At 74.9% G+C, this 25390-nt stretch carries 27 protein-coding genes and 1 tRNA gene; 10 read left to right on the top strand and 18 right to left on the bottom strand.

Translation table 11 applies throughout. The features are described 5' to 3' along the window. Window positions 1–1008: a selenide, water dikinase SelD gene (gene selD / locus Mco01_RS19850; protein ID WP_204058391.1), complete on the bottom strand. Its 1008-nt coding sequence runs from the start codon at window positions 1006–1008 to the stop codon at window positions 1–3. A gap of 90 nt (window positions 1009–1098) precedes the next feature. Between selD and Mco01_RS19845 the strand changes: the two genes are divergently transcribed. Then, window positions 1099–1192 (top strand) — tRNA-Sec (locus tag Mco01_RS19845). An 8-nt stretch (window positions 1193–1200) separates the two neighbouring features. Here Mco01_RS19845 and Mco01_RS19840 read toward each other — a convergent pair. Continuing rightward, window positions 1201–2466 (bottom strand): ATP-binding protein, encoded by a 1266-nt coding sequence (locus tag Mco01_RS19840; RefSeq protein WP_204058390.1) that lies wholly within the window; start codon window positions 2464–2466, stop codon window positions 1201–1203. 193 nt (window positions 2467–2659) lie between these two features. On the opposite strand from Mco01_RS19840, the gene selA reads away from it, so the two are divergent. Genes selA through fdhA form a run of 3 tightly spaced genes read left to right on the top strand, consistent with a single transcriptional unit; the run spans window position 2660 to window position 7012 of the window. Further along, window positions 2660–3949: an L-seryl-tRNA(Sec) selenium transferase gene (gene selA, locus Mco01_RS19835; RefSeq protein ID WP_204058389.1), complete on the top strand. Its 1290-nt coding sequence runs from the start codon at window positions 2660–2662 to the stop codon at window positions 3947–3949. After that, a complete protein-coding gene (gene selB, locus Mco01_RS19830; protein ID WP_204058388.1) occupies window positions 3949–5742 on the top strand; it encodes a selenocysteine-specific translation elongation factor in 1794 nt (597 codons plus the stop codon). The genes selA and selB overlap by 1 nt, the downstream gene beginning before the upstream one ends. Before the next feature lie 52 nt (window positions 5743–5794). Continuing rightward, the gene (gene fdhA / locus Mco01_RS19825; RefSeq protein WP_204058387.1) at window positions 5795–7012 is read left to right on the top strand and encodes a formaldehyde dehydrogenase, glutathione-independent; all 1218 of its coding nucleotides are present in this window, start codon (window positions 5795–5797) and stop codon (window positions 7010–7012) included. A gap of 8 nt (window positions 7013–7020) precedes the next feature. Here fdhA and Mco01_RS19820 read toward each other — a convergent pair whose 3' ends face one another. Continuing rightward, window positions 7021–7434: a PPOX class F420-dependent oxidoreductase gene (locus Mco01_RS19820; protein WP_204058386.1), complete on the bottom strand. Its 414-nt coding sequence runs from the start codon at window positions 7432–7434 to the stop codon at window positions 7021–7023. A 77-nt stretch (window positions 7435–7511) separates the two neighbouring features. On the opposite strand from Mco01_RS19820, the gene Mco01_RS19815 reads away from it, so the two are divergent. Beyond that, entirely contained in the window at window positions 7512–8294 is a 783-nt protein-coding gene (locus Mco01_RS19815) for a TetR/AcrR family transcriptional regulator (RefSeq protein ID WP_204058385.1), read from the top strand. Here the strand turns inward: Mco01_RS19815 and Mco01_RS19810 are convergent. Beyond that, window positions 8284–9576, bottom strand: a complete 1293-nt coding sequence (locus tag Mco01_RS19810; protein ID WP_204058384.1) for a cryptochrome/photolyase family protein — start codon at window positions 9574–9576, stop codon at window positions 8284–8286. The two genes, Mco01_RS19815 and Mco01_RS19810, sit on opposite strands and share 11 nt — an antisense overlap. Before the next feature lie 594 nt (window positions 9577–10170). Between Mco01_RS19810 and Mco01_RS19805 the strand changes: the two genes are divergently transcribed. Genes Mco01_RS19805 through Mco01_RS19795 form a run of 3 tightly spaced genes read left to right on the top strand, consistent with a single transcriptional unit; the run spans window position 10171 to window position 13915 of the window. Further along, window positions 10171–12141: a hypothetical protein gene (locus Mco01_RS19805; RefSeq protein WP_204058383.1), complete on the top strand. Its 1971-nt coding sequence runs from the start codon at window positions 10171–10173 to the stop codon at window positions 12139–12141. Window positions 12142–12182: 41 nt separating this feature from the next. Then, the gene (locus Mco01_RS19800; RefSeq protein ID WP_204058382.1) at window positions 12183–13163 is read left to right on the top strand and encodes a MinD/ParA family ATP-binding protein; all 981 of its coding nucleotides are present in this window, start codon (window positions 12183–12185) and stop codon (window positions 13161–13163) included. Next, window positions 13163–13915: a hypothetical protein gene (locus Mco01_RS19795; RefSeq protein WP_204058381.1), complete on the top strand. Its 753-nt coding sequence runs from the start codon at window positions 13163–13165 to the stop codon at window positions 13913–13915. The genes Mco01_RS19800 and Mco01_RS19795 overlap by 1 nt, the downstream gene beginning before the upstream one ends. 1299 nt (window positions 13916–15214) lie before the next feature. Here the strand turns inward: Mco01_RS19795 and Mco01_RS19790 are convergent. Then, the gene (locus Mco01_RS19790; protein ID WP_204058380.1) at window positions 15215–15835 is read right to left on the bottom strand and encodes a hypothetical protein; all 621 of its coding nucleotides are present in this window, start codon (window positions 15833–15835) and stop codon (window positions 15215–15217) included. Between Mco01_RS19790 and Mco01_RS19785 the strand changes: the two genes are divergently transcribed. Together Mco01_RS19785 and Mco01_RS19780 are read left to right on the top strand one after the other, a co-directional pair. Then, a complete protein-coding gene (locus Mco01_RS19785; RefSeq protein ID WP_204058379.1) occupies window positions 15813–16346 on the top strand; it encodes a hypothetical protein in 534 nt (177 codons plus the stop codon). The genes Mco01_RS19790 and Mco01_RS19785 overlap by 23 nt on opposite strands. Window positions 16347–16394: 48 nt before the next feature. After that, entirely contained in the window at window positions 16395–16622 is a 228-nt protein-coding gene (locus tag Mco01_RS19780) for a CDGSH iron-sulfur domain-containing protein (RefSeq protein ID WP_204058378.1), read from the top strand. Here the strand turns inward: Mco01_RS19780 and Mco01_RS19775 are convergent. From Mco01_RS19775 to Mco01_RS19715, 13 genes are all read right to left on the bottom strand, one after another. After that, window positions 16571–17572, bottom strand: a complete 1002-nt coding sequence (locus tag Mco01_RS19775; RefSeq protein ID WP_204058377.1) for a glycosyltransferase family 2 protein — start codon at window positions 17570–17572, stop codon at window positions 16571–16573. The genes Mco01_RS19780 and Mco01_RS19775 overlap by 52 nt on opposite strands. Continuing rightward, window positions 17569–18606: an iron-containing redox enzyme family protein gene (locus tag Mco01_RS19770; protein WP_204058376.1), complete on the bottom strand. Its 1038-nt coding sequence runs from the start codon at window positions 18604–18606 to the stop codon at window positions 17569–17571. Before Mco01_RS19770 ends, Mco01_RS19775 begins: the two co-directional genes overlap by 4 nt. Before the next feature lie 26 nt (window positions 18607–18632). Then, window positions 18633–19364 (bottom strand): class I SAM-dependent DNA methyltransferase, encoded by a 732-nt coding sequence (locus tag Mco01_RS19765; RefSeq protein ID WP_204058375.1) that lies wholly within the window; start codon window positions 19362–19364, stop codon window positions 18633–18635. Window positions 19365–19557: 193 nt separating this feature from the next. Next, window positions 19558–19794 (bottom strand): hypothetical protein, encoded by a 237-nt coding sequence (locus Mco01_RS19760; protein WP_204058374.1) that lies wholly within the window; start codon window positions 19792–19794, stop codon window positions 19558–19560. A 66-nt stretch (window positions 19795–19860) separates the two neighbouring features. Then, on the bottom strand, window positions 19861–20232 hold the full coding sequence (locus Mco01_RS19755) for a gas vesicle protein K (protein WP_204058373.1): 372 nt from the start codon (window positions 20230–20232) through the stop codon (window positions 19861–19863). After that, a complete protein-coding gene (locus Mco01_RS19750; RefSeq protein WP_204058372.1) occupies window positions 20213–20449 on the bottom strand; it encodes a gas vesicle protein in 237 nt (78 codons plus the stop codon). The genes Mco01_RS19755 and Mco01_RS19750 overlap by 20 nt, the downstream gene beginning before the upstream one ends. Beyond that, window positions 20446–21369, bottom strand: a complete 924-nt coding sequence (locus Mco01_RS19745) for a GvpL/GvpF family gas vesicle protein (protein WP_239103751.1) — start codon at window positions 21367–21369, stop codon at window positions 20446–20448. Before Mco01_RS19745 ends, Mco01_RS19750 begins: the two co-directional genes overlap by 4 nt. Continuing rightward, window positions 21362–21778 (bottom strand): gas vesicle protein, encoded by a 417-nt coding sequence (locus Mco01_RS19740; protein WP_372444881.1) that lies wholly within the window; start codon window positions 21776–21778, stop codon window positions 21362–21364. The genes Mco01_RS19745 and Mco01_RS19740 overlap by 8 nt, the downstream gene beginning before the upstream one ends. Further along, complete coding sequence (gvpO, locus tag Mco01_RS19735) at window positions 21775–22239, bottom strand: gas vesicle protein GvpO (protein ID WP_204058371.1); 465 nt, start codon at window positions 22237–22239, stop codon at window positions 21775–21777. The genes Mco01_RS19740 and gvpO overlap by 4 nt, the downstream gene beginning before the upstream one ends. 6 nt (window positions 22240–22245) lie before the next feature. Then, the gene (locus tag Mco01_RS19730; RefSeq protein WP_036324258.1) at window positions 22246–22479 is read right to left on the bottom strand and encodes a gas vesicle protein GvpG; all 234 of its coding nucleotides are present in this window, start codon (window positions 22477–22479) and stop codon (window positions 22246–22248) included. Between the two features lie 9 nt (window positions 22480–22488). Continuing rightward, the gene (locus tag Mco01_RS19725; RefSeq protein WP_204058370.1) at window positions 22489–23283 is read right to left on the bottom strand and encodes a GvpL/GvpF family gas vesicle protein; all 795 of its coding nucleotides are present in this window, start codon (window positions 23281–23283) and stop codon (window positions 22489–22491) included. A gap of 2 nt (window positions 23284–23285) precedes the next feature. Beyond that, window positions 23286–23690: a gas vesicle protein GvpJ gene (gene gvpJ, locus Mco01_RS19720; RefSeq protein ID WP_204058369.1), complete on the bottom strand. Its 405-nt coding sequence runs from the start codon at window positions 23688–23690 to the stop codon at window positions 23286–23288. Window positions 23691–23880: 190 nt separating this feature from the next. Then, complete coding sequence (locus Mco01_RS19715; protein ID WP_275410527.1) at window positions 23881–25389, bottom strand: SRPBCC family protein; 1509 nt, start codon at window positions 25387–25389, stop codon at window positions 23881–23883. Window position 25390 lies beyond the last annotated feature (1 nt).

Here is a 25390-nt window from a genome sequence, read left to right as displayed (position 1 = left end):
TCAGGCGAGGCGGAGGGCGGCTGCCTCGCGCGGGACGAGCTCGCCGACGACCGGCGCGCCGGGGACCTCGCCCGCGACCAGCAGGCCGCCCGACGTCTGGGCGTCGGCCAGCAGGAGCAGGTCCTCCTCGCGGAACCGGCCGGGGTCCAGGTGGGGCTCGACCCAGGCGAGGTTGCGCCTGGTGCCGCCGCTCACGTAGCCGTCCCTGACCGCCTCGCGGGCCCCGTCCAGGTACGGCACGGCCGCGACGTCGACCACCGCGGTGACGCCGCTCGCGCGGGCGAGCTTGTACAGGTGGCCGAGCAGGCCGAAGCCGGTGACGTCGGTGGCGCAGGAGATCCCGGCGGCCAGGGCGGCCCGGGAGGCGTCCCGGTTGAGGGTCGTCATCGCCGCGACGGCCTGGGGGAACACCTCGCCGGTCGCCTTATGCCGCGTGTTGAGCACGCCCACGCCCAGCGGCTTGGTGAGGGAGATCGGCGTCCCGGCCCGGCCGCCGTCGATGCGCAGCAGCCGCTCGGGGTCGGCGAGCCCGGTGACGGCCATGCCGTACTTGGGCTCGGGGTCGTCCACGCTGTGCCCTCCGGCGAGGTGGCAGGCCGCGGCCCGCGCGACGTCCAGGCCGCCCCGGAGCACCTCCGTGACCAGGTCCATCGGCAGGGTGTCCCGGGGCCAGCCGAGCAGGTTGACCGCCACGACCGGCTCGCCGCCGACGGCGTAGACGTCGGACAGGGCGTTCGTGGCCGCGATGCGCCCCCAGTCGTACGGGTCGTCGACGACGGGCGTGAAGAAGTCGGCCGTCGCGACGACCGCCCGGCCGCCCTCGATCCGCACCACGGCCGCGTCGTCGCCGTCGTCGAGGCCGATGACCAGGTCGTCCCGGGCGGTGTCCGGTGTGATCAGCCCGGCCACGATGCCCTCCAGCTCGCCCGGTGGGATCTTGCAGGCGCAGCCGCCCCCGTGGGCGTACTGCGTCAGCCGTATCGCGGTCCGCTCGCTCGTCTCGGTCATCCCGCCCTCGCCTCTCGCCGTCCCGGGCACGCCGCGCCGCCCGTGGGGCCCGACGTCTCAGCATTACCCCGTACAGGCTAGGTTTCTCACGGAGGCGTGTGGGCGCCTGGTGGCCCCCGCGGTCTTCAAAACCGACGAGGCCGAGGTCCTCGGCCTGGCGGGTTCGATTCCCGTCCGCCTCCGCTTTCCCCGTCAGCCCGGCGGCGCCTCCCAGAGCGCCGACAGCGGCACGGCCCGCATCCCGTCGCCGAAGGGCAGCGCCTGCCGGCCCGTGTAGAGGACGAACCCCGCGATCAGGCGATCACCCAGCCTGCGCCGCAGGTGGCGCAGACCTTTGAAGTCCTCGGCGCGGACCGTCTCGGACGCCTTGACCTCGATGCCGACGACCTCGCCCGAGGCTCGCTCGAGAACCGCGTCCACCTCGATCCTGTCCCGGTCCCGATAGTGATAGAGCCGGACCGGCTCCTCCGACCACGTGAGCTGACGGGCGAGCTCTCCGAGAGCGAAGTTCTCCAGCAGGGGCCCGACGGGTGCCGTCACGTCGGTCATCCGGCTCGGGGTCAGACCCGCGAGGTGGGCACCCAGGCCGGAGTCGACCAGGATCAGCTTCGGCGTGGCGATCGCGCGCGTGGTGGCGTTGGACGACCAGGCCGGGATGCGCCTGATGACGTAGACGAGGTCGAGCAGGTCCACATACCTCTTGACCGTCGTCCGGGGCAGGCCCAGATCGGCGCTGACGTTGTCGAGCACCGCCAGACCTCCCATGCGGCCGGCCAGGACGTTCAGCAGGCGGCGCATGTCCGAGGGATGCTCGATGTCGGAGACCTGCTTCACGTCCCGGTTGATGAGGTCGGAGATGTAGGACTCGAAGAAGCGCGCTCTTCTCCGATGGGTGGCGCGGTGGACCGCCTCCGGGTAGCCGCCCCGCAGAGCCCGGTCGAGGTAGTCGGACCTGCGGAGATCGGACGTCGGGAACACGGCGTCCGCACCGTGCGCGAAGACGGCGTCGATGAACGCGTCCGGGCTCCGCTCGATCTCGCCCTGGGACAGCGGCCATAGCTCGATCGTCTCGGTCCGTCCGGGAAGGGCGTCGGGCAGATCGCGGAGACCCAGCAGACGAGCGGAGCCGGTCAGGAGGAAGCGTCCCGGGCGGGGGTCGGCGTCCACCTCCCGTTTGATGGACAGGAGCAACTCGGGCACGCGCTGGATCTCGTCGATGAGCAGCAGCCCCTCTCGGTGGACGAGGCCGTCCGGGTCCTGCTGCGCCGCCGCGCGCACGGCCGCCTGGTCGAGGTACAACTCTGACGAGTCGGCCCGCTCCCGGGCGATGGACTGCGCCAGAGTGCTCTTGCCGACCTGACGGGCCCCGTTGATCACGACCACGCGCGTGTCGGCGAGCGCCTCTCTTGTCATGTTCAAAGCGCGTCGGGGAATCAGCGCCAGATCGTCCACGTCCACGCATCGATCCTAGGCCCGGCTGGCTGCTGATTCAGTGCTCTCCCGGGACGATCAGTGGTGGATCTGCCGAAGGGTTCGTGGTGGATCTGCCGTAGGTTGCGTGGTGGATCTGCCGTGCCCTGGGTGGTGCCGCTGGAGGGGCTTCGGGCCGCGCCGGACGGGTGGCGGGCGGGGCGGCACTATAAGTTGAAGTGTGGACCGACGAAGGCGCGTGCCGCGCACGGACGCCGTGCTGGCCGACCCCCGGCTGGAGGGGATGGCGGAGCGGCTCGGGCGCGGGGTGGTGAAGGACGCGGTCGGACGGGCCCAGGAGCGCGTACGGCGGGGCGAGATCGAGCCGGAGGACGTGGCGGACGCCGCCCTCGCGGCGCTCCCCGCGCACGCGGCGACGATCCGCCCGGTGATCAACATGACGGGCGTGCTGCTCCACACCAACCTGGGCCGCGCGCCGCTGTCCGCGGCCGCCGTCGACGCGGCCGTCGCAGCGGCCGGCGCCACCGACGTGGAGTTCGACCTGGCGACCGGTGTACGGGCGCGGCGCGGCCGGGGTGCCATGGAGGCGCTGGCGCGGGCGGTGCCGGCGGCCGAGGCCGTCCACGTGGTGAACAACAACGCGGCCGCCCTCGTGCTGGTGGCCACCGTCCTGGCGGCCGGGCGGGAGATCGTGATCAGCCGCGGCGAGCTCGTCGAGATCGGGGACGGCTTCCGCATCCCCGACCTGCTCGTCTCGACGGGGGCCCGCCTCCGCGAGGTGGGCACGACGAACCGCACCTCGCTCGCCGACTACCGGGACGCCGTGGGCCCGGACACCGGGTTCGTGCTCAAGGTCCACCCCTCGAACTTCCGCGTCGAGGGGTTCACCGGCTCGGTGGAGGTGGCGGAGCTGACCGGGCTCGGCGTCCCGGTGGTGTCCGACATCGGCTCGGGTCTGCTGGAGCGCGAGCCGCTGCTCCCGGACGAGCCCGACGCGGCGAGCGCGCTCAAGGCCGGCGCCGACCTGGTCACCGCGAGCGGCGACAAGCTGCTGGGCGGGCCGCAGGCGGGCCTGCTCCTCGGCCGCCGCGACCTCGTCGAACGGTGCCGCAGGCATCCGCTCGCCCGCGCGCTGCGCGTGGACAAGCTGACGCTGGCGGCGCTGGAGGCGACGCTGCGCGGACCCGCCACACCCGTCCACAGGGCGCTGCACGCCGACCCCGCCGTCCTCCACCGGCGGGCGCGGGCCATGGCCGAGGCGATGGCGGCCGCCGGGATCGAGGCGAAGGCGGTGCCGTCCCAGGCGACCGTGGGCGGCGGGGGAGCGCCGGGCGTGACGCTGCCCAGCGCGGCGGTGAGCCTGCCGGAGGGCCTCGCCGCGCCGCTGCGCACCGGGGACCTCCCGGTCGTGGGGCGCGTGGAGGGCGGGCGCCTGCTGCTCGACCTGCGCACCCTTCCGCCCGACCGGGACGGCGAGGTGGTCAAGACCGTGATCGCGGTGAGCGGCTGATGCACGTCGTCGCGACGGCCGGGCACGTGGACCACGGCAAGTCCACGCTGGTGCGGGCGCTGACCGGGATGGAGCCCGACCGGCTCGAGGAGGAGCGGCGCCGCGGGCTGACGATCGAGCTCGGGTACGCCTGGACGGCCCTTCCCTCCGGGGAGCGGGTGGCGTTCGTGGACGTCCCGGGGCACGAGCGGTTCCTCGGCACCATGCTCGCCGGGGTCGGGCCGGTCCCGGCGGTGATGTTCGTCGTCGCGGCCGACGAGGGCTGGATGCCGCAGTCGGAGGAGCACCTGGTCGCGCTGCGGACCCTCGGCGTACGGTTGGGCCTGCTCGCCGTGACCCGGGCCGACCTGGCGGACCCGGGCCCGGCGATGGCCGAGGCCCAGGCCCGGCTGGCCAAGGCCGGGCTGGGCGACGCCGAGGCCGTGGCGGTGAGCGGGCGTACCGGCGTGGGGCTCGACCGGCTGCGCGCGGCGCTCGACCGGCTGGTGGTGGCGCTGCCCGCGCCGGACCCGGGCGCGCCGGTGCGGCTGTGGATCGATCGGGCGTTCAGCGTCCGGGGCAGTGGGACGGTCGTCACCGGCACGCTGCCCGCCGGACGGGTCCGGACCGGCGACGAGCTGGAGCTGGACGGCGAGCCTGTGCGGGTGCGCGGCCTGGAGTCCCTGAAGGAGCACGTCGAGGCGGTCACGGGCGTCGCCCGGGTGGCCGTCAACCTCCGCGGCCGGGTCGCGGCCGAGCGCGGCCACGCCCTCGTGACGCCGGGCGCCTGGACGCGCACGGACCTGGTCGACGTCCGGCTGACCCCGGCCGAGGGCGCCGAGGGACCAGATGGGTCCGGAGGGGCCGCGGGGGCGCTGCCGCCCCGGCTGACGGTCCACATCGGCTCGGCCGCCGTGCCGTGCGAGGTGCGCCCGCTCGGCCCGGACGCCGCCCGGCTCCGGCTGGCCCGGCCGCTGCCCCTGCACCTGGGCGACGTGCTGCTGCTGCGCGACCCGGGGAGGGATCCCGGGCGCGATCGCTCCGTGCTGCGGGTGCTCGCGGGCGCCGCCGTCCTCGACGTACGGCCGCCGGGGCTGGCCAGGCGCGGCGCGGCGCGGGACCGGGCGGCGGCGCTGTCGCAGGCCGCCCCGGACGCCGCGTCCCTGCTGCGCGCCCACCGGCTGCTGCGGACGGCCGACCTCGTCGCGATGGGCTGTCCCCCTTCGGGACGGCCTGTCCTGGGCGACTGGCACGCCGACCCCGGATACTGGGCCGGGCTGGAGGCGCGGCTGCCCGAGGTGGTCAGGCGGCACGCCGCCCGCGATCCCCTGGAGCCCGGCATGCCACTTGAGGCCGCCCGCCACGAGCTGGGCCTGCCCGACCGCCGCCTGGTCGCGGCGCTGGTCCGGCCGCCGCTCGCCGTCGCCGACGGCCGTATCGTCGCGGGGCCCGCCGGACTGCCCGCGCCCGTGGCCGGCGCCGTACGGCGGCTCGCCGCGGAGCTGGCCGAGCGGCCGTTCCTCGCCCCGGACGCGGGACGGCTGGCCGCGCTCGGGCTGGGCCCGCGCGAGCTGGGGGCGGCCGTGCGGGCGGGGGCCCTGCTGCGGATCGCCGAGGGGGTGGTCCTGCTCCCCGGGGCCGACAGGCGGGCGGCGGCGGTGCTGGCCGGGCTGCCCCAGCCGTTCACGGTCAGCCAGGCGAAGACGGCCCTGGACACCAGCCGCCGGGTCGCCGTGCCGCTGCTGGAGCACCTGGACCGCGCCGGGCTGACCGAGCGCCTCGACGACGCGCACCGCCGCTGCCCTCCCCGCTGAACCGCCGCCGCCCCGCCGGGTTACCGTGAAGGGGCAGGTCAGGGGGCGTTTTATGCCGGGCAACAGGGCGGTCGCCTATCAGGGGCCGGGAATCGTCGAGCTCGTCGACGCGGGCTATCCGGAGTTCGTGCTGCAGGACGGGCCGGGGGTCCCGCCGGAGAACGCGGGACGGCCGGTGCGGCACGGCGCGATCGTCAGGCCGATCGCGACCAACATCTGCGGCAGCGACCAGCACATGGTGCGCGGCCGCACCACGGCGCCGCCCGGACTCGTCCTCGGCCACGAGATCACCGGCGAGGTCGTCGAGGTGGGTCCCGACGTGGAGGTCGTGCGGATTGGCGACCTGGTGTCGGTGCCGTTCAACATCGCCTGTGGCCGCTGCCGCAACTGCAAGGCGGGGGACACGCACATCTGCGAGCGGGTCAACCCGCAGCAGCCGGGCGGGGCGTACGGCTACGTCGACATGGGCGGCTGGCCCGGCGGGCAGGCGGAGTACGTGCTCACGCCGTACGCCGACTGGAACCTGCTGAGGTTCCCCGACCGCGAGCGGGCGATGGAGAAGATCCTCGACCTCGCCATGCTGGCCGACATCTTCCCCACCGGCTACCACGGGTGCGTCACCGCGGGGGTCACCACCGGGTCGACCGTCTACATCGCCGGGGCGGGCCCGGTCGGGCTGGCGGCCGCCGTCTCGGCGCAGCTCCTGGGCGCGGCCGTGGTGATCGTCGGCGACCTGAACGAGCAGCGCCTGGCCCAGGCCCGCGGCTTCGGCTGCGAGACCGCCGACGTGTCCACGGGCGACCCGGCGGACCTGGTCGAGGCGATCCTCGGCGTGCCCGAGGTGGACTGCGCCGTCGACGCCGTGGGGTTCGAGGCGCACGGCCACGGCGCCGACGCCGGTTCGGAACGGCCGGCGAGCGTCCTCAACGCGCTGATGGAGACCACGAGGGCGGGCGGCAGGCTCGGCATCCCCGGCCTGTACGTCACCGGTGATCCGGGGGCCGGGGAGGAGGCGGCCCGGCACGGGTCGCTGTCCATCCGGTTCGGCCTGGGCTGGGCCAAGGCGCACTCCTTCTTCACCGGCCAGTGCCCCGTCATGCGCTACCACCGCAGGCTCATGGAGGCGATCCTGAACGACCGCGTCCGGATCGCCGACGCGGTCAACGCCACCGTGCTGCCGCTGGAGGAGGCGCGGCGGGGGTACGAGGAGTTCGACAGGGGCGCCGCCCGCAAGTACGTCCTCGACCCCCACGGCCTGATCCCGTCCTGAGGGGCCGTTCAGCCCTCCCGGGCCGGGACGTCCCGCTTGCCCGAGGCCGGGTTGCCGGGGTCCACGCCGAAGCTGATGATCCGCCGGGGGTGGACGCGGATGACGGGCCCGCCGAGCGGGGCGGCCGACCCCTTCGGATCGTCGAGGGCCTCGCCGTACCCGCGGATCTCCAGGCAGCGCACCTGCCAGGGGTCGACGGACGGCACGTCGTCCACGACGAACGCGACGCGCCCGTTGTCGCGCACGTTGCGGAACTTCCGGCTGGCCGCCATGTTGCGCCCGCTGATGTCGATGGTCTCCAGCTCCGGGTTGTACCGGAACCCGACGGGGCTCACCTGGAGCGTCCCGTCGGGCTGGACGGTCGCGAGCCGTCCGAGGCGCTGGCCGTCGAGATACGCGATCTCGCGCTCTGTGAAGATCATGCCCTCATGCTAGACGATGGTTCAATCGTCTGATTGACATTTGTCACCCAACTGATTGATGGGCTAGCGTGCCGGACATGGTCTCATCGGATCGGCCCCGTCGCGCGCCCGAACGGGAGGAGCGCGGCAGAGCCGCCGAGCGGACGTGCGAGCGCATCCTGCGGGCGGCCGTGGCGGAGTTCGGCGCGAAGGGCTACTCGGGGGCGCGGACGGCGGGCATCGCCGCCCGGGCCGGGGTGAACCAGCAGCTCATCTCGTACTACTTCGGCGGCAAGCGCGGGCTCCTCGACGAGCTGCGCCGCAGGTGGGCCGCCGAGCAGGCCGCCGTCACGGCTCCCGGTGCGACGTACGTGGAGAGCGTGGCCGCCCATCTCGACGCGACCCTCGACCGGCCCGACTGGGCCCGCCTGGTGATCTGGCAGGCGCTCGGCGACGGCCGGCCGCCCGCGGACGGAGACGGGCAGGCAACCGGCGACGCGGACGGGCAGGCGGCCGAGGGTGCGGACGGGTCGGCGGCCGCTCACGAGGACGGGCCGGCGGCCGCTCACGAGGACGGGCCGGCGGCCGGCGAGGGGGAGGGGCGGGCGGCCGGCGGCGGGGACGACTGGGAGGAGGCCCGGCGGGCCCGGCTCAGGGACGCCGTCGAGCGGACGCGACGCCGTCAGGAGGCCGGCGAGATCACCGGCGAGCTGGACGCCGAGTTCCTGCTCCTGCTCGCCTACGCGCTGACCTTCGCGCCGATCGCCCTGCCCCGGGTCGTGGAGGACGTCTTCGGCGTCGACCCGCTGTCGCGGGAGTACCGGGACCGGGTTCTCGGCCAGCTCGCCAAACTGGCCGCCCCCCGGCCGGTCAGGCCCTGAGCTCGCCGCCCAGCGGGCGTGGCGGGTAGCCCCGCACCGGCGCCGGGGACCGCCACGGCTCGTGGACCAGGTCGTCCGGCAGGGACGCCAGCTCGGGGACGTACCGGCGGACGTATTCGCCGTCCGGGTCGAACCTCCTGGCCTGCCGCAGCGGGTTGAGCGTGCGGTAGGGGCGGGTGTCGTTGCCCGTGCCGGCCACCCACTGCCAGTTGCCGCAGTTGTTCGGCATGTCGCCGTCGAGCAGGAGCTCGGCGAAGTGGTCGACGCCCACCCGCCAGTCGATCCTGAGCCGTTTCGTCAGGTAGGAGCCCACGATCAGCCGGACCCGGTTGTGCATCCAGCCCTCCCGCCGGAGCTGGCGCATGCCCGCGTCCACGATCGGCACGCCGGTCACCCCCTCCCGCCAGGCCGCCGCCGCGTCCCCGTCCCCGGCCCAGTCGAGGTCGGCCCGCGGCCGGTAGTCGCGCCGTCCGAGGTCGGGGAAGGCGTAGGCGACCTGGTAGTAGAAGTCCCGCCAGCAGAGCTGCCGGACGTAGTCCTCCGCGTCCGGCCGCGCGCACGCCAGCTCGACCAGCTCGGTGGGGGACACGCAGCCGAAGTGGAGGTACGCGCTGAGCATCGACGTGCGCCCGGCCACGTGGTCGCGGGTGCCGGCGTACCGGGCCAGCCCGGCGTCCACCCACTCCGCCATGCGCCGCCGCCCCTCGGTCTCGCCGCCCCTGACGACGCCGAACGGCTCGGACGACGGCTCGGGCAGGTCGCCGGGGTCCAGGCCGTCCGGGAGCCGTACGCGCTCGGGCGGGCCGAGCACCGGACGCCTCGGCGTCGCCGACCAGGCCCGCCAGTACGGCGTGAACACGCGGTAGTGGTCGCCCCCCGAAGGGGTCAGGGCGGCGGGCGGCACCACGGTCACCCCCGGGAACAGGCGGAACTCCAGCCGCCGGGCCCGGCAGGCCCCGGCCAGCCGGCCCTCCCGCCGCCGGGCGAGGGAGCTCACGTCGCCGCCGGCCCAGATCCGGGTGGCGGAGGTCTCGCCGGCCACCCGGACGGCCTCCTCCGCCGGATCCCCCCGCCGTACGACGAGGTCGCCGCCGCGGGTTCGCAGAGACGACCGCAGGTCGTGGAGGGTCTCGTGCAGGAAGTCCCGGCGATGCCGCGCCTCGATGGCCGGGTCGAGCACGAACAGGGGCACCACCCGCCCCGCCCGCGCGCAGGCCTCCGCGAGCGCCGGATGATCGTGCACCCGCAGGTCCCTGTTGAACAGCACGACGATGGTGTCCACGCCTGTTTCTTCGGTGGCCGCCCACCGCGCGGTTGCGCGCTTTCCGATGTGGAAACGGAAAAGAATGATTATCTGATGAACGGCTCTCCGGGTGCGTGGGAGAGATCGGCCGGCCGCTGCGTCTCGGCATCGGCTGTGCGCGTGCTGTAATGCCGAGAAAGCATGGGAAATGGCCCCACCGCCCGAGTCTTTCCCAGATATGAAGGATATTCACCTCGATGTGCCCACAAGGTGGCCGGACAAAGTCCGGAACGGAAACGGCGCCCTCGCCGGCGATCTTCTGATATCCGTGTATCCGCAGGTAAGTATGCGTATGGCGGCCGTGAATGCCATCCTCTGCAGAGAACTCGGCGCCGTATCGGCCGCCCTGTCTGGGTCCCTTTCGGCTGACCGGATAGCGGTTATTTGCGGCTTATCATCAACCCATGATTTCTCTGGTTCTTTTCCTTCCCAACACAACGGAGTCAGTCTAAGATCTCGTTCTATGTATCGGTATGCATCAGATTTTCCAGTTAGGCAAGGGCGACCCCTTGGCCGCAGTGATGCGCTGTCCGAACATGACGCCGATCCCACCCTCGCCCCGCCTTCCCGCGCATGACCCCGCCCACCGGGACCGGGGACGTCGAGCTCGACCCCGGCCGGGGGATGGCATGGGTCGACGAGCACGGCGCCCACCTTGTCGACTACGCCTCCTTTCACCTGGAGCCCTCGCGCGTGCTCGGGGCCGCCGGTGCGGCCCTGGAGGCGTGCGCCGTCCAGGCGAAGCCCGGGAACGTTGCAGACCGCGCGTGGCTGCTGTCCGCGCTGCGCCGGGAGTGCGGCCCTGGCGCCGTCCGGGGTGACGGCTTCCGCCCGGGGCCGGGCCCCGGCGTGCCCGACGACCGGGCCGTCCGTCGCGCCTGGTCGCTCGTCGATCCCGTCGGCGCGGAGACCTTGCGGCTGCTGTACCGCCATGAGTTGCAGCTCAGGGACCTCGCGTACGTCCAGGCGCTGGCGGTGAAGGAGGCCGCACGGCTCGTCGCCCGCACACAGGACATGGTGGAGATCCTGGTGAGCGGGCTCGACGGCCTGGCGCGCGGCCGCCCGCTCTGCCCCGAGATCGCCGCACTGGCCGGGGCCGTCTTCCCCGAGGGCGGGCCGGCCGACTTCGGGGCCCCGCGTACGGCTCTGCTGACGCACATCGTGACGTGCGTGGTGTGCAAGCGGCCCATCAACATCCGCTACACGGTGCCGCAGATCCTGTCGCGGCCTCCGCTGGCCCCGCTCACCTCCGACGCCCGGCGGCGCCTGGTCGAGGCCGTCACCGTGGCCGCGCCCCCCGCGGGCGCGTCGGCTCACCGGCCGCCGACGTCGTTCGGCCTGCCGCTCGCGGCGCCCGTGGCGACGGACCACGACCTCCCGGCGCCCTCCGCTCGACCGCCGGCGGCTCCCGCCGGAACGCCTGCGGGTCCCGCTCGACCGCCGGTGTCCGCCGCACAGTCGCCCGCTCCCGCCGGGCTCGTCCCTGGGCAGGTGCCGTCCACTCCCGCCGGGCCTGTTCCCGGGCAGGTGCCGCCCGCAGCCGCGGCCGGGCCGGCGAGCCCGGCCGTGCCGCCGCAGACGCGCAGGCATCCGCACGCCCCGCTCGACAGACGCCGGCATCCGCACGCGCCGGTCGAGCCCCGGCCGCAGCGGCCCGAGACCAGGCCCGGCGCCGCTCCCGGCGGCCCGGCCCTGCCGCGTACGGACGCCCCGGCCGGGCCGGTCATCCCCGGGCCAGTCACCCGCGGCTCGGTCGCCCGCGACCCGGCCGCCCCCGGGCCGGTCACCGGCGGCTCGGCAACCCGTGGCCCGGTCGCCCGGGGCGGCGGGGACGAGCAGAGATCCGCCGCGCAGGACACCCCGCTCTACGACGCCCTGCTCTCGCAGATCCAGGCGAGGGAGGCGGCCCGCGCGCGATCCGCCGTGCCGTCCGGAGCGGAACAGGACGACGTGCCGGAGGACCTGCTCGCGGACGCCGTGGAGGGACGCGTCGCCGGGGCGCAGGTCAGGATCGTGCGCGTGCTCACCCGGGTCGGCTCCCTCGTGCGGGCCACGGCGTTGCGGATCGTGATCGTGGTCGTCGCCGGAGCGGCGGGAACTGTCACGGGCATCAACCTCCTGGCGCCCGCCACCCATGGCGAGGACCCGGCGCGCTCGCTCCAGACGGACGTGACCACGGCCACGGTGGACGCCGCCGCCGTTCCCGCCGCCGGCACCGGGCCCGGCCCGGTCGACCCGTCGCCCCAACTGGTGTCGGCGGGCGGGATCGGGGTGCCGGCCACGCTCGCGCTCGACGACTTCGGCCGGGGCCGTCTCACACTCACCGCCGGATCCGGCGCCACCCTGCGGTGGCGGATAACGGCGCCGGGCCTGTCCGTCACGCCGTCCAGCGGAACGCTCAAACCCGGCCAGACCGGTGTGATCAGCGTGCGCGCCCTCCGCGTCCGCTATTGGTGCGGCGTCCCCGCCCCTGTCACAGCCCCCCTCGAACTGCACGGACCGAAGGGCACGGCCACGACGACGGTGCGCTGGCGCACCTGCTGACCGTCCCCTCCCGATCCCCCCTCGGTGAAAGGACCACGGCCATGACCGACACGCACACTCCGCTGCCCGTTCCCGCCGGGCAGTACCCGGAGTCGGTGCCCCTGACCGCGGAACACCTGCTGACCAATCGGCGCAGCGAGCCCACCGGCGGCTGGCGCCGGCTCGTCTACCAGCTCTCGGGCGGCCGCGTCATCCCCGCGGAGTCGGCGGCCGAACTGGAACGGCGTACCCTGATCGCGCATGCCCAGACCCCCGTGGCGAGCGGCCATCACCGGATCGCCGTCATGAGCCTCAAGGGCGGCGTCGGCAAGACCACGACGACCGCCGCGCTCGGGAACACGCTGGCGTCGCTGCGCGGCGACCGTGTGATCGCGATCGACGCCAACCCCGACCGCGGGACCCTCGGCATCAAGGTGAAGTCGGAGACCGCCGCCACGATACGGACGCTGCTGGCAGAGGCGCCGCACGTCGTCCGGTACGCCGACGCCCGGGCGTTCACCTCGCAGTCGCCCGCCCGGCTGGAGGTGCTGGCCTCCGACACCGATCCCGCGGTGAGCGAGGCGTTCGACGCCGAGGACTACCGTACGGTGGCCGGGCTGATCGAGCGGTACTACTCGATCTGCATCACCGACTGCGGCACCGGCCTGCTCCACGGGGCCATGGGCGCGACGCTGGAGATGGCCGACCAGATCGTGCTGGTCACGCTCGTCGCCGTGGACGGCGCGAGCTCCGCCGCGGCCACCCTCGACTGGCTGACGGCCCACGGCCACGGCGAGCTCGTGAAGAACGCCATCGTCGTGCTCAACGCCGTCGAGCCGAAGTCGCACGTCGACGTCGACCTGCTGGAACGGCACTTCTCCAACCGCTGCCGCGCCGTCGTGCGGGTGCCGTTCGACCCGCATCTGAAGGAGGGCGCCGAGGTCGACCTGACCCGGCTGCGCCCCACCACCCGCGGCGCGTACCTGCGTCTCGCGGCGGCGGCCGGCCAGGCCTTCGGGCAGCGCCCCGGCCGGAGCGAGTAGTGGGGGCGATCATCCCGGACCCGGTCCTCGACTGGGACCTGGGGCCGCCCCGGCGGTGGGACCCCCGCCACCTCCTGCTGGTGGTCGTCGGGGTGATCACCGTCGTCGCGGTCGCGGTCATCGTGCTGGAGACCAGGGGGCCGGGCCCGGCACCCGTTCCGAAGCCGGTCGCCGCGCCCGCGATCGCCCTGGCCGCCCCGTCGGGCCACGAGGGCGAGGGCGGCTACCCCGTCGGCTTCCCCCGTACGGACCTGGGCGCCGCGTCGGCGGCCGCGGCCGCGCTGGAGGCCGCGTGGACGCTCGACAGCGCCCAGGCGGAGCAGGCCGCGGCCCTGTACGCGCCGCCGGACCAGCGGCAGGCGGCCAGGGACGGCGCCCGCGCGGCCGTACGGGGCTGGCGGGAGACGCTCGGCCTCCCCGCGGAGGGCGACCTGCCGGACGGCGCCGCGCTGCGCACGCAGACGATCGGCATCCAGTGGACGGCTCGGTCGGAGGACCAGATCCAGGTGTCGGTGCTGGTCCAGGTGACCGCCTCCAAGGGCGCCGGCGGGACCGGCCCCCTCTACTCCAGCCCGTACGCCATGAGCCTGCTCATGGCCTGGGCCCCCGACATGCGGGGCGCGGGAAAGGGCGACTGGGTCAACGTCCCCGACCCGACGCCGCCCTCGGTGCCTCCCGCCGCGCTGCCCGGCACACCCGAGTTCGCCGCCGCCGGCTGGAAGTCCCTGACCGCTCCCCGGCCCACCCCATAGATCAAGGAAGAGCCCCCTCATGACACGCATGTCATCCCGGCGCGCCACCCTGGTCTCCGGCCTCCTCCTGGCCGCCGTCTCCGCCACCGCCGGGGCCGTCGCGTCCCAGCCCTGGACGGCGATGGCCGACCCCGGCGCCGACACCGTCCCGCCCCTGGACGCCGCCGCCTCCGACGCCGTCCAGCCCGTCCCCGCCCCGTCGGACGAGGAGCCCTCGTCCGCCGGGTCGGACCCCGCGGCCGATTCCGGCTCCGGCTCCAGGTCCGACTCCGGTGCCGGGTCCGATTCCGGCTCGCGCTCCGATTCAGGCTCACGTTCGGACGCGTCCGGTTCCGGGTCCTCCGCCACGGGCCGCTCGTCCGGAGACTCCGCTTCCGACGAGACCGGGTCGCGGGGATCCGCGTCCGGAGGGTCCGGCTCATCCGCCGACCGCCCGGACCCGGGCGGCGGATCCGGCGCCGAGGATTCCGCCACCGAGAGCGGCTCCGGAACGGACACCGGCGGCCAGGGCTCGGGGTCGGCCGGCGATTCCGGCGCCGGAGACGGCTCCGCGACGGATCCGGCCCGCGACGCCGCCGCCCCTGACTCCGGGTCCGGCTCGGGCTCGCGGGGTACGGCCGACAGTACGAGCGCGTCGCGCGACTCTGGGTCCGGGTCCGGCTCCGGCTTGCGGGGTACGGCCGACGGCGCCGGCGCGTCGCGCGACTCGGACACCGGGAGCGGAGCCGCCTCCGACACGGCTCAGGACACGGCCCGGGACACGGCTCAGGACACCGCTCGGGACACGGCAGGCGGCACCAGGACGGGCTCCCACCTGTCCGGATCATCGGGAGGCGCGGTCGCCGGCGGCGGGACCGCGAACCAGACCCACACGGTGACCCCCTCGGCGAGTGCGGCCCCCGGGACGGCCCGGCTGCACCGCCCCCACCACCGCCCCACCGGTACCCCGACGGCTCACCCGACCGCCTCCGCCGTTCCCACCGGCGATCTCCGGCCCACCGGCGCTCCTTGGCCGTGGGGGGCGGTCCCGCCTCCACCGACCGACACTCCATCCGCCAACCCGGCCGGGGTTCCTTCCCCGACGGCGACCGTCACGGTCACCGCGACAGTGACGGCGCAGGGGACGCCCACCCCCACGCCGTACCCGCTGCCCTCCCCGACGTCGTCGGGGTCCGCGCCCACCGGTGCTCCGGCTCCGACGGCAGCGCCCACCGGTCGCGGGATTCCGCCCGTTCCCGGTCACCCGCGCTGGCGTCCGCCGGGGCACGCCCCGTGGCGTCCGACGGCGCGGCCGACGGGTCACGGATGGCCGACGAGCACCGCGAGCGCCCAGCCGGCGCCCACGGCGACCGTCACCGTGACGCCCACCGCCGCCCCCACGGCGAGTCCTACGGCGAGTTCCACGGCGGCGAGCCCCACTCCCACGGGCGGCGCCGGCGCGTCCGCGTCGCCGACGGCGTCCCCATCCGCCGCCACCCCCACCGTCACCGCGTCCGCGTCGCCCACCGTGACACCCTCGACGACGGCGGGCGTGACGGTCGCGCCCGTGCCGAGCGGCAGCGGATCGCCGAAGCCCAGCACGTCACCCAGCACGTCACCCAGCGCGTCGCCGACCGCCGGCGCGTCGGCCACCCCGAGCGCCGGCGCCTCGCCGACGCCCAGCCCCACGGGCAGCGCGTCGCCCAAGCCGAGCCCGTCCGCGAGCGCCTCACCGAAACCGAGCCCGTCCGCGAAGCCGAGCCCGTCCGCCAAGCCGTCGCCCGCGCCCTCGGCCAAGCACCGGCCGCCCGACCACAAACCCCCGGCGCCCAGGCCGAGCCCGCCGGCCCCGCCGAGACCGCCCGCCCCCAGCGCCACGGCCACCGCCCCGGCCGGGGTGCCGAGCGCAGGCGCGGGCGTGAGCCCGACCCCAGGCCCCACGACAGGTGCGACGGAAACCCCGACCACCGCCCCGAGTGCCGTCCCCGGCGGTCTCACGCCCTCCGGGACACCCTCGTGGACGCCCCCCAACGAGATCGCGCCGCCGCCCGTGGGCGACGGCCCCCGGCCCGAACCGCGGCCGTCGTTCGTGATCCCGCACTACCTGCCGCTGCCGCCGCTGGTGACCGGGTCGTCCCCGGACTCCTGCGGGTACGGCGGGCCCGGCTGCTGGAGCCTCGCCCCCTGGCGTAGCCGGACCGTCGGCTCGCCGGGCTCACCGGCGATCCCGTACGGGACGGGAGCGCACGTCCCGGGGTACGCCGCCCCGCCGCCGGCGTCGCCGCACTGGGCCTTCGCGCCTCCCGCGGGAGTGGTCTCCAAGCCGGCCGCGGCGCTCGTCCCCCCTGGGGTGTTCGTCACCCCGACGGGCTCGGCGGCCTGGCACGCCGCCGCCGACCGCGCCGGCTGCTGGGCCTTCGGCCCGACCGCCCCCTGCGCCCGGACGGAATGACCTTGGCGGCCTTCGTTAGGTAACGGACAATCCGGGCATGCGGCTGCCATGAGGGACGAGCCGGATGACCTGGTGACGGTGACCCCGTGCGAGGACGGCCCCCTGCTGCTGAGGGGGCCGTTCACGCTGGTCACGCAGGACGGGCGGACGATCGACCCGGGCCGCGCCACGGTGGCGCTGTGCCGGTGCGGCCGGTCGGGGACCAAGCCGTTCTGCGACGGCTCTCACAAGCTCGTCGGGTTCCGGGCGGCGAGCGAGCCGGACCCGCCGGCCTGACGGCGCTCCCGCAGCCATCGGACGGAGTGGGCGGCCACCCGCAGACGCCGCCCGGCGTACGGGACACCGCCGCTCAGCCGTGCCGCCAGGGCCGCCCAACTGCAGACGGCCCGTTCGAGCACCCAGACCGGGGCGAACAGGGTCGCCGTGAACGGGAACACCCGGCGGCCCCCGGCCCGGCGGCGTCCCGCCTCCGCGAGAGCGGCCACGGCTGCCGCGCCGGCCGCGACGACGGCCGGACGCCGCCGCAGGAGGGCCACCCCGACGCCGGGCAGCACGGCCAGGAACGCGGCCATGCGCGGCGGCTGGGCCAGGTCGTCGTAGGCCTGCCGTACGCGCTGGTTCCAGAAGCGGCGCGGCCGGGGCGGCAGACGCCGCACGTAGAGGTCGAGCGGGCGGGCCTCACGGCCGCCGTGGGCCCGGACCGTACGGATCAGCTCCAGGTTCTCGAACAGGACGTCGCCGTCGTAGCCGCCCGTCCTCGCGAACACCTCGCGGCGGACGCCGAAGGTCCCCGGATAGTCGGCGCCCACGCTCCGGTTGAGCAGCGTGCGGGCGGTGTCCCAGCGGGCGTGCCAGGGCATCGGGTCGAAGTAGTTCTGCGGCCGGACCAGGTCGGCGCGGCCCAGCCAGGCACGCATCCGCGCCAGCCCCTCGGCGTCGTAGCGGACGTCGTCGTCGGCGATGACCACGTGCTCGGCGGCGGCCCGCCGCATGCCGGTGAGGACGCCGGCGACCTTGCCGTTGGCGGCGTCCACGTCGGGGTCGGGCGGCAGGTGTGTGACGATCCCCGCCCAGCGGCGGGCGTGCCCCGCGAACAGCGGCTCCGCAGACCCGTCCACGACCACGACTCGGGCGTGCCTGGCGAGTTCGCGCAGGTAGGCGGTCAGCTCGTCGAGATCCTCGTCGTCGTCCCACCGCAGCGGGAGGACGTAGTCGAGCCCGCTCACCCGCGCCCCGCCCCGGCCCCGGACGCCGCCGCCGCGACGGCGTCCGGCAGCGGCGACCGGAGGGACGACAGGCCCTGCCGCCAGCGGTCGAGCACGTGCCGGGCGAAGAGCCGGTCGAGGGCGAGCGCGCAGGCCGCGCCGTACAGGATGTCCCCGGTCAGGTGGGGCTGCCCGGCGGCCAGCCCGCCGCACAGGTCGTGGGCGGCGATCTGCTCGTGGACGGCGTCGGCCTGCACGTGCTCGTCGTAGTACCGGCGGGCGGCGGCGTCGCCGCCGAGGCGGCGCAGGCCCTGGCTGTAGCGGAGGTTGGGCCGCGAGGAGGTCATCTCGAACGCCGCGAGGTGGCCGGCCAGCGCCCCGCGGCGGCGGCGGTGCAGGCCGAACAGCGACATCGTGGTGCTGATGGCGAGTGTGACGGCGGGAACCCGGTCGAGGTGGGCGCCGTACGAGTCGTCGAGGCCGAGCCCGCGCATGGTGGCCCGGAACAGCTCCGCGTGCATGCGTCCAGGACGGCCCCCGCCGTACTCGTCGGCCTGGATCTCCACGAGCGCGGCCTTCGGCCGGCCGAGCAGGCGGGGGATCGCCCAGGTGTGCGGGTCGGCCTCCTTGAGCTGGTAGATCGACCGGTGCACCACGAACTCGCGGAAGCGCCCGAGGTCGGCCCGGCTCCGCAGGAAGGCCGACAGCGAGGGCCCGTCGTCGTACTCCTCGACCAGGGCGGCGAGCGCCCGGGGGACGTCGCGCGGCGCCGGGACCGGCGGCCGGGGGACCATCCGCGCCAGCGCGCGCTCCAGCCGCTCTTCGAGACGTGCCCGCAGGGCGAGCAGCGAGGGCTCCCACTCCCAGCCGTCGTCCACCCCGTCGAAGCCCTGGTAGTGCAGCTCGTAACAGACGAACAGGGCCAGTTGCAGGTCCTCGTCGTCGATCGCCGGCTCGCCGGACCACGGGGGCGGCGCGTCCAGCGGATGCGGCGGCCGGACGAGCTCCTCGACGAGCCGGGCGGTGACCGGCCCCCTGGGTTCGGGCAACTGCATCGGACTCTCCCTCACGGCACTGCGGATCACGGCCGGCGGTAGACGGAGACGTGGCCGCGGCTGTCGTCCGTGAACGGGGAGCACGACCAGTCGGCCCAGCGGTGCTCCAGCTCCAGCTCCGCCAGGCGGGCCATGAGATCCAGCTCGGACGGCCAGGCGTACCGGTGGTTGGCGGGCAGCAGGCGGACGCCCTCCGGGGTCATCCGAAGCTTGGTCGTGCGCATCATCTGCGTCGCGGGGAACAGCCGTCCCGCCTCGACGACGACGCGGTCCTCCGCGAGGGCCACCAGCCGCAGCGCCGAGCGGTCGCGGAACGCCCCCGGGTCGGGCACCCACGCCTCGACCACGAACCGCCCTCCCGGCGCCAGGTGCGCGGCCGCGTTGCGGAAGCAGTCCACCTGCGCGTCCTGCGAGGGCAGCGCGAAGATCGTGTTGTACGCGATGAGGACGAGCGTGAACGTCCCCGCGACCCGCAGGTGCGAGAAGTCGCCCACGCTGACCGGGATCCGGTGGCCGCCGCGCTTGCCGTGCAGCACCTCGACCATCTCGGGCGAGCCGTCGATCCCGGCGACGGACAGCCCGTCCTCGGCCAGGGGGAGGGCCAGCCTGCCGGTGCCGATGCCGAACTCCAGCACCGGGCCGTCCCCGGCCAGCTCCCGGATGAGCGCGACCGCGGGCCCGGGCGGCCTGTCCTCGACCGTCAGGTCGTAGATGTCGGCGATGGCGCGCCCGTACGCGGACGGGTCGAACCCGGTCATCCGCGCGCCCCCGTCCGCGCCCCCACAACCGCCCGCGCGGCCGAGGCCGTCCGAGCGTCCGGTCGCGCCCTCGCACTCGCCCGCACGGCCGAGGCCGTACGCGCGTCCGGGAGGCAGGTGGCCTCCGTGATCGGAGCCGGTACGGCGGGATTCTCTCCGAGCGCCGGGACGCCCGGGGGCACCGGGGGCACGGTCACGCGCCGAGGTCCCTGACCACGCTGTCGAGCCGGTCCGCGAGCCGGCCGAGCTGTCCGTCGTCCAGGTCCTCGCCGCCCACCTCGTCCTCCAGGTCGCGGCGGCTGGCGATCACCAGGCCGTCGGCGGCGTCGCCCGGCACGACCTCGCACCGGCCTTCGACCACAACCAGAGTCGCGTCGGGGACGGGGGACTCCAGGAGCCTCCGGACATCGTCTCTCTCGACTACTGCCATGAATACTCCCCAGCGCGTCGAATAGGTGGTTTTGCCCTACCCGTCTCGTTCGGCCGTACACACGGGTCAGTCCGTCGGCAGTAGGGTCCCGAGCGGGCCGAGATCGAGGTTCAGATCGCTGGGAGACAGGCCGAACCGGTCGCAGAGGTCGGTCATCGCCTCCTCCAGCCGCATCAGCGTCAGGCCGAGCGTCTCGATCTGCTCGTCGGACAGGTCGCCCTGCTCCATCCTGCGGATGGACTGCCGTTCCACGAGCTGCCGCAGGAGCTCGACGAGCGTCAGCACCAGGCGGCTGAGGTCGCGCTGGACGGTCTCGGGGTCGGTGTTGAGGCGCCACTGGCCCGATCTCGCGGGGTCGAGACGCAGGCCGATCCCCTCGCGCGCCTCCTCCTCGGGCCCTTCGGGCGCCCGGACCTCGTCAGGGCCAGGACGGCTCATCGTCGCCCTCCTCCTCGTCGGCGTCCCGCACCGAGGCCAGCAGCGCTCGCAGCGAGATGCGGACCAGTTCGATGTCGGCGATGGACAGAACCAGCTCGCCGGTCACGACCACGCCGCCCGCGAGCAGCCGGTCGAGCAGGTCGACCAGGGCCACCCGCTCGGCCGGCAGGCGTCCCTCGGCGGCGAGCGCCCTGCCCCTGGAGCCGTCGATCGTCACCGCGTGCCCCCTCCGCGGTCGGAGCCCAGATCGAGGGAGGTGAACGAGTAGGGCGCCCACGGCCCGGTCAGCTCCACGTCCATGCCCTCGCCCCGGAACGCGTCGAGGGCCGCGGCGAACTCCCCGTCCCGGTCCGGGTCGACCAGGTACGCGCCGTTCAGCACCATGACATCGCTCCGGCCGGACAGCTGGGGGTCCTGGGGCCGGTGCCGCCGCCCGGCCACGGCGATCTCGCCGAGCGCCGCGTGCAGGCGCTCGGCACGCTCGGCCGCCGCGCGCCACACGTCCTCCCTGCTGCGCAGGCTGGCCTTGCGACGCTGGAGGTACGCCGTGCCGGGGCTGGCCGAGCCGCGGCCGGACGCGGGGACGGCCGGGGGCGCCGGCGGGGCAGCCCGGGTGACGTACGCCTTGACGCCCCATTCGTGCCGCCCGGCCACCCGCGCCAGCAGGTCGGCGAAGTCGTCGCGGCGCCGGTCGAGCAGGTCGCGGATCTGGTCCTCGCCGGTGTAGACCGTCACCAGCCGGACGGGGGCGACGGGGCCGGCCGCCGCGAGGGCCTCGACCACGTGGTGATGAGCCCGGGCCACCCCCTCCACCCAGTCGAGGTCCTCCAGCAGCCGGCGCAGCGGCCCCTCGCCGAACTGGTCGAGCGGGACCTCGCCGACGTGGGCCACCAGCCCGGCGTGACGGATCGGGCGGACCGGCCCGCCGAGCACGCCGTGCAGCCGGGCCGTGCCGCCACCGGGACCGGGGCCGGTGCCCCGCCTCGTGTCCCGGCTGACGTCCGCGGCCCTCTCCGGGCGCGTGCCGGGCCCGGCGCCCGCGGTCGTGCCTGTGGCCTCGTCGGGGGTCGTGCCTGCGGTCGCGTTCCCGCTGACGTCCGGGGTCACCGCGTACAGGTAGATGCCGTACTCACTCACGGCGCCTCTCCGTTCCGCGCCGCCGCTGCGCGGCCGCCTCGTCGGGGGCGTGGTCGCCCGCCTCGACGGCCTCGCGCTCGACCAGCCGCTCCTCGACGGCGGCCAGGCGCTCGCGCAGCCTGCGGTTCTCGTCCTTGAGCTCCCTGTCCCGGCCGCTGAGCCACGGGTCGTGCTCCCACCAGTCGATCCCGAGCTCGCGGGCCGTGTCGACCGACGCGATGACGAGCCGAAGCTTGATCGTGAGGAGCTCGATGTCGAGCAGGTTGACCCGGATGTCCCCGGCGATGACCACGCCCCGGTCGAGGACGCGTTCGAGGATGTCGCCGAGGTTCGTCGACTCCCTGCCGCCCATGGGGGCCGGAGGGGCGTACGACTCGCGCATCACCGGGCGCGATCGGGGATCGGTCATCGTCCGTACCCTCCGCCGAGGTCGCCCGCGCCGCGCCGGTAGCGGCGCGTGCGGCGGTACGACAGCAGGTTGCCCTCCTCGTCCATCTGCGCCTCGTAGAGCGCGATGATGTCGCTCGATGAGGGGATGCGGTGGTCCTCGACGACTTCCACGTCGACGACCCAGCCGTTCTCCACGGGCTGGACCAGCGTGACGGCCTCCGGCTCCCGCGCCGTGAGGTCGGCGATGTGCCGCAGGCCGGCCCGGCCCGCCGAGGTCGCGGTGAGCGGACGCCGGCGGGGCCGCTGCGGCTCGGCCTGGACGACGACCGAGTCCCGGCGCGGCCGCCGTCCGGCGACGGGGCGCCCCTGGACAGGAGCCCCCTCGTCGCCGTCGTCCCCGGCGTACCGCTCCTCGTCGTACTCCTCCTCGTAATAACGGTCGTCGCCCTCGTCCGGGCGGTCCCGTCGCCTGGGAGGCACCCGTCGTCACCCTCTCCGTGTGCCGGTCATCGTCCGGAGGACCTCCTCGACCGCCCGGGCCTCCTCCTCTTCGGAGATCCGGCCCGAGCGCCTCGCCTCCTCGATCGCCTCCAACCGGCGCCGTACGGCCGCGGGGTCGCGCATCTCGCGCTCGACCTGCTCCTGGATGAGCTCGCCGAGCCGGATGACGCCCTTGACGGGGGCGAGCGGCCAGCCGAAGAGCAGGCTCAGCAGTCCCACGGCACCTCCCTAGCGCTGGGTCACCACGAAGTCGTACGGCGCCATCGGCCCGAGCAGCCGGATCTCGGCCCGGTCGGCCCAGTCGCGGCGCAGGTCCTCCACGCAGCGGTCGAAGTCGGCCTGACGCTCGTCCTCCACGAGGAACGCGACGTGGGCGGCGTCCCGCTCGTGGGTGGGCTCCCGGACGACGGCGGCCGCCGTGCAGGAGGCGAACCGGTCGACCACGTCCTGACTGTCGGCCTCCCGTTTCGCCGAGATGGCGTACGTGATGATCTCGCCGAGCCGGATCCGCTCGTTGCGCGTGGCGTCCTCCGGCAGGTCCCTGATGCGGTCGCGCAGATGCCCGGCCTCCGGGTTCTCCGACAGGACCTCCATCAGGACGGGCCGTTCGAGGTAGCGGGCCTTGAGGACGTACTGCGTGCGGCCCTCGATCTCCTTCAGCGCCGCCGCGAACTGGTCGTGGTGGGGGGCCAGCAACTCCTCGACGACCGCGTCCGCCGTCGTCACGACCGCCCCGAAGCGCAAAGGCAGCACCGGGACCTCCGCGGCCGCCGCGTCGAGCAACTGCTCGTGGGCCACCAGGTCCTGCGCCCGGCCGAGCGGGCGGTCCACGTCGACGTCGCTGATCAGCGCGGCGATCTCGCCGTGCCGGACCAGCTTGATCCGCCCGGGCGGCTCGCCGACCCCCACCGCGTCCTCACTGATCTCCACGTCCTCCGGGACGATGCCGTACACGTAGCAGGCCGTCGTCCCGCCGGGGCCCGCCGCTCCGGTGGCTCCGGACGCCTCGGTGAAGCTCGACATGGTCAGTCCTCCCGCCGCCGCCGCGAACGGGGAGCGGGCTCTTCCGCGTACCCCGACATGAGGTCCTGCAGCTTCTCCCCGGCCGCCTCCAGGACGCCCTTGGCCACGCCCTTCGACTTGTTGTGCGCGACCCCCTGCGTCATGTCGCCGATCAGCTCGGGCAGGCCCTCCTGGGTCTGCGACAGGTCGAGGCGGTTCACCGCCTCCGCGAACCGGAGATAGGTGTCGACGCTGGCCACCACGACGCGCGCGTCGATGGTGAGGACCTCGATGCCGACGAGAGAGACCCGGACGTAGGCGTCGATGACCAGACCCTTGTCCAGGATCGTGTCGATGACGTCCGCCAGGCCCGAACCGGTGGAGCGGCCGGGCAGCCCGCCGCCCCCCGATGGTACGGCTACGGTCATTCGCTTCTCCTCCTCCTGCCACTCACGGTGGACTTCGTCTCGGTTCCGCCACTCGTCCGGCTGCCGGCTGAGGCGGACGGGCCGCGCGGCGGCTGCCGCCACTCGTCCGGCGGCCGTCCGCGGGCTGCGTCACTCCTCCGGCGGCGTCCGCTGCCGTCCGCGGCGCACGAGGCGCGCGCGGCGGCTGCCGTCATTCCTCCGGCGGCCGTCTGCGGCGGACGGGCCGCGCCGGCTCCTCGGCCGGCGGCCTGCGCCGCCGCACCGGGCCGCGCGGGCGCTCGCCGCCCTCGTCCTCCTCGCCGCCGCTCTCGCGGGCGCCGCCCCGCTCCTCCGCGCGGCCGGTCCGCGGCTCCTCCGCGCGGGGCTCCTCCGCCCGGCGGGCCGGAGGACTCCTGCGCGCCGTCCCGCTCGCCGTCCGGGTTCGGCTCCCCGCTCCGGCCGTGGCGTACTCGCGCGGCCGGGCCCGGGCGGGCTCTTCCTCGGGCTCTTCCTCGGGCTCCTCCTCGCCTTCGGCCTCCTCCTCGGCGGGCTCCTCTTCCTCTTCCTCTTCCTCCTCGTACGGCTCCTCTTCGGCGGCCTCCCCCTCCGGGATCTCCTCTTCGGCGGCCTCCTCCGGCCTCTCCTCCCCGGGTTCCTCGCCGCGCTCGCGCGCCTCCCGTTCCTCGCGCTCCCGCTCCTCGCGCAGGGCGGTCTCGTGGTCCTTCACGACCTGGCTGTCGCGGATCTCGCCCCGCCAGCCCTCGATCTCGTCCGGGTGCAGCAGGGCGTTCGTCATCACGTGCCGCCGGAAGTGCTTGAACTCCAGCCGCGCCCGCCGGCCCTGAGCCCGCCACAGGTTCCCGGTGTGCTCGAACAGGCCATGCGGGTAGTACTCGAGCACGAGCAGCACACGGGTCATCTCGGGCGACAGCTCGTGGAACGTCACTGCCCCGTTGACGTACCCCTTGGGCCCCTGCGACCGCCAGATGATGCGGCTGTCCGGGACCTGCTCGATGATCGTGGACTCCCAGTTCCGGTGGGACAGGAACACCTGGGCCCGCCATCCGAGCTTCTCGTCGGACTTCTGCTCGACGGTCTCGACCTTCTTCATGAAGCCCGGCCAGTCCTCGAACTGGGTCCACTGGTTGTAGACGAGGCGCAGGGGGGCGCCGATGTCGAGCGACTCGACGATGTTGGTGAGCTTGAGCTTCTTGCCCCGGCCCCCCTTGGCGCCCTTTCCTCCTCCGCCGCCGAAGACGCCCTTGATCTTCTCCTTGGTGAAGGCCATGAGGGCCGCCCGGACCGGATGGCTCCCGCCGCCGTCGCCGCCCGTCAGGGCCCCGAGGATGCCGCCCTCGTCCCCGCCCGTGAGCCGCTCCGCGAGGCCCTTGAGCACGCCGCCCCCGTCGCCGCCGGTCAAACGGCCGGCGAGCGTGCCGAGCAGGCCGCCGCCCTGGGCGCCGCCGCCGGCCAGCCGGCCGGCCGCGGCCCTGAGCCGGCCGCCGCCGCCCTCCTTGCCGGTCACCGCGCTCAGCAGGTCGGTGCCGCCGTGCTCCACGTAGTCGGTCAGCCGTCCTGCCAGGGCGTCCACCCGGTCGGTGACCGACGCGAGCGCCCGCTCGGCCACCGCCGTCGCGAGGTTCTGGAACTCCTGAGTGAGCCGGTGCGTGGGCAGCGCCGCGCCCTCCGGTCCCGGTGCCTGCCGCCGTTCCTCCGTCATC

It is taken from the genome of Microbispora corallina (genome assembly GCF_016863035.1).
In the GTDB taxonomy this organism is placed as follows: domain Bacteria; phylum Actinomycetota; class Actinomycetes; order Streptosporangiales; family Streptosporangiaceae; genus Microbispora; species Microbispora corallina.
Note: the sequence above shows the minus strand (reverse complement) of the source record. Positions and strands in the feature narration are given on the sequence as shown.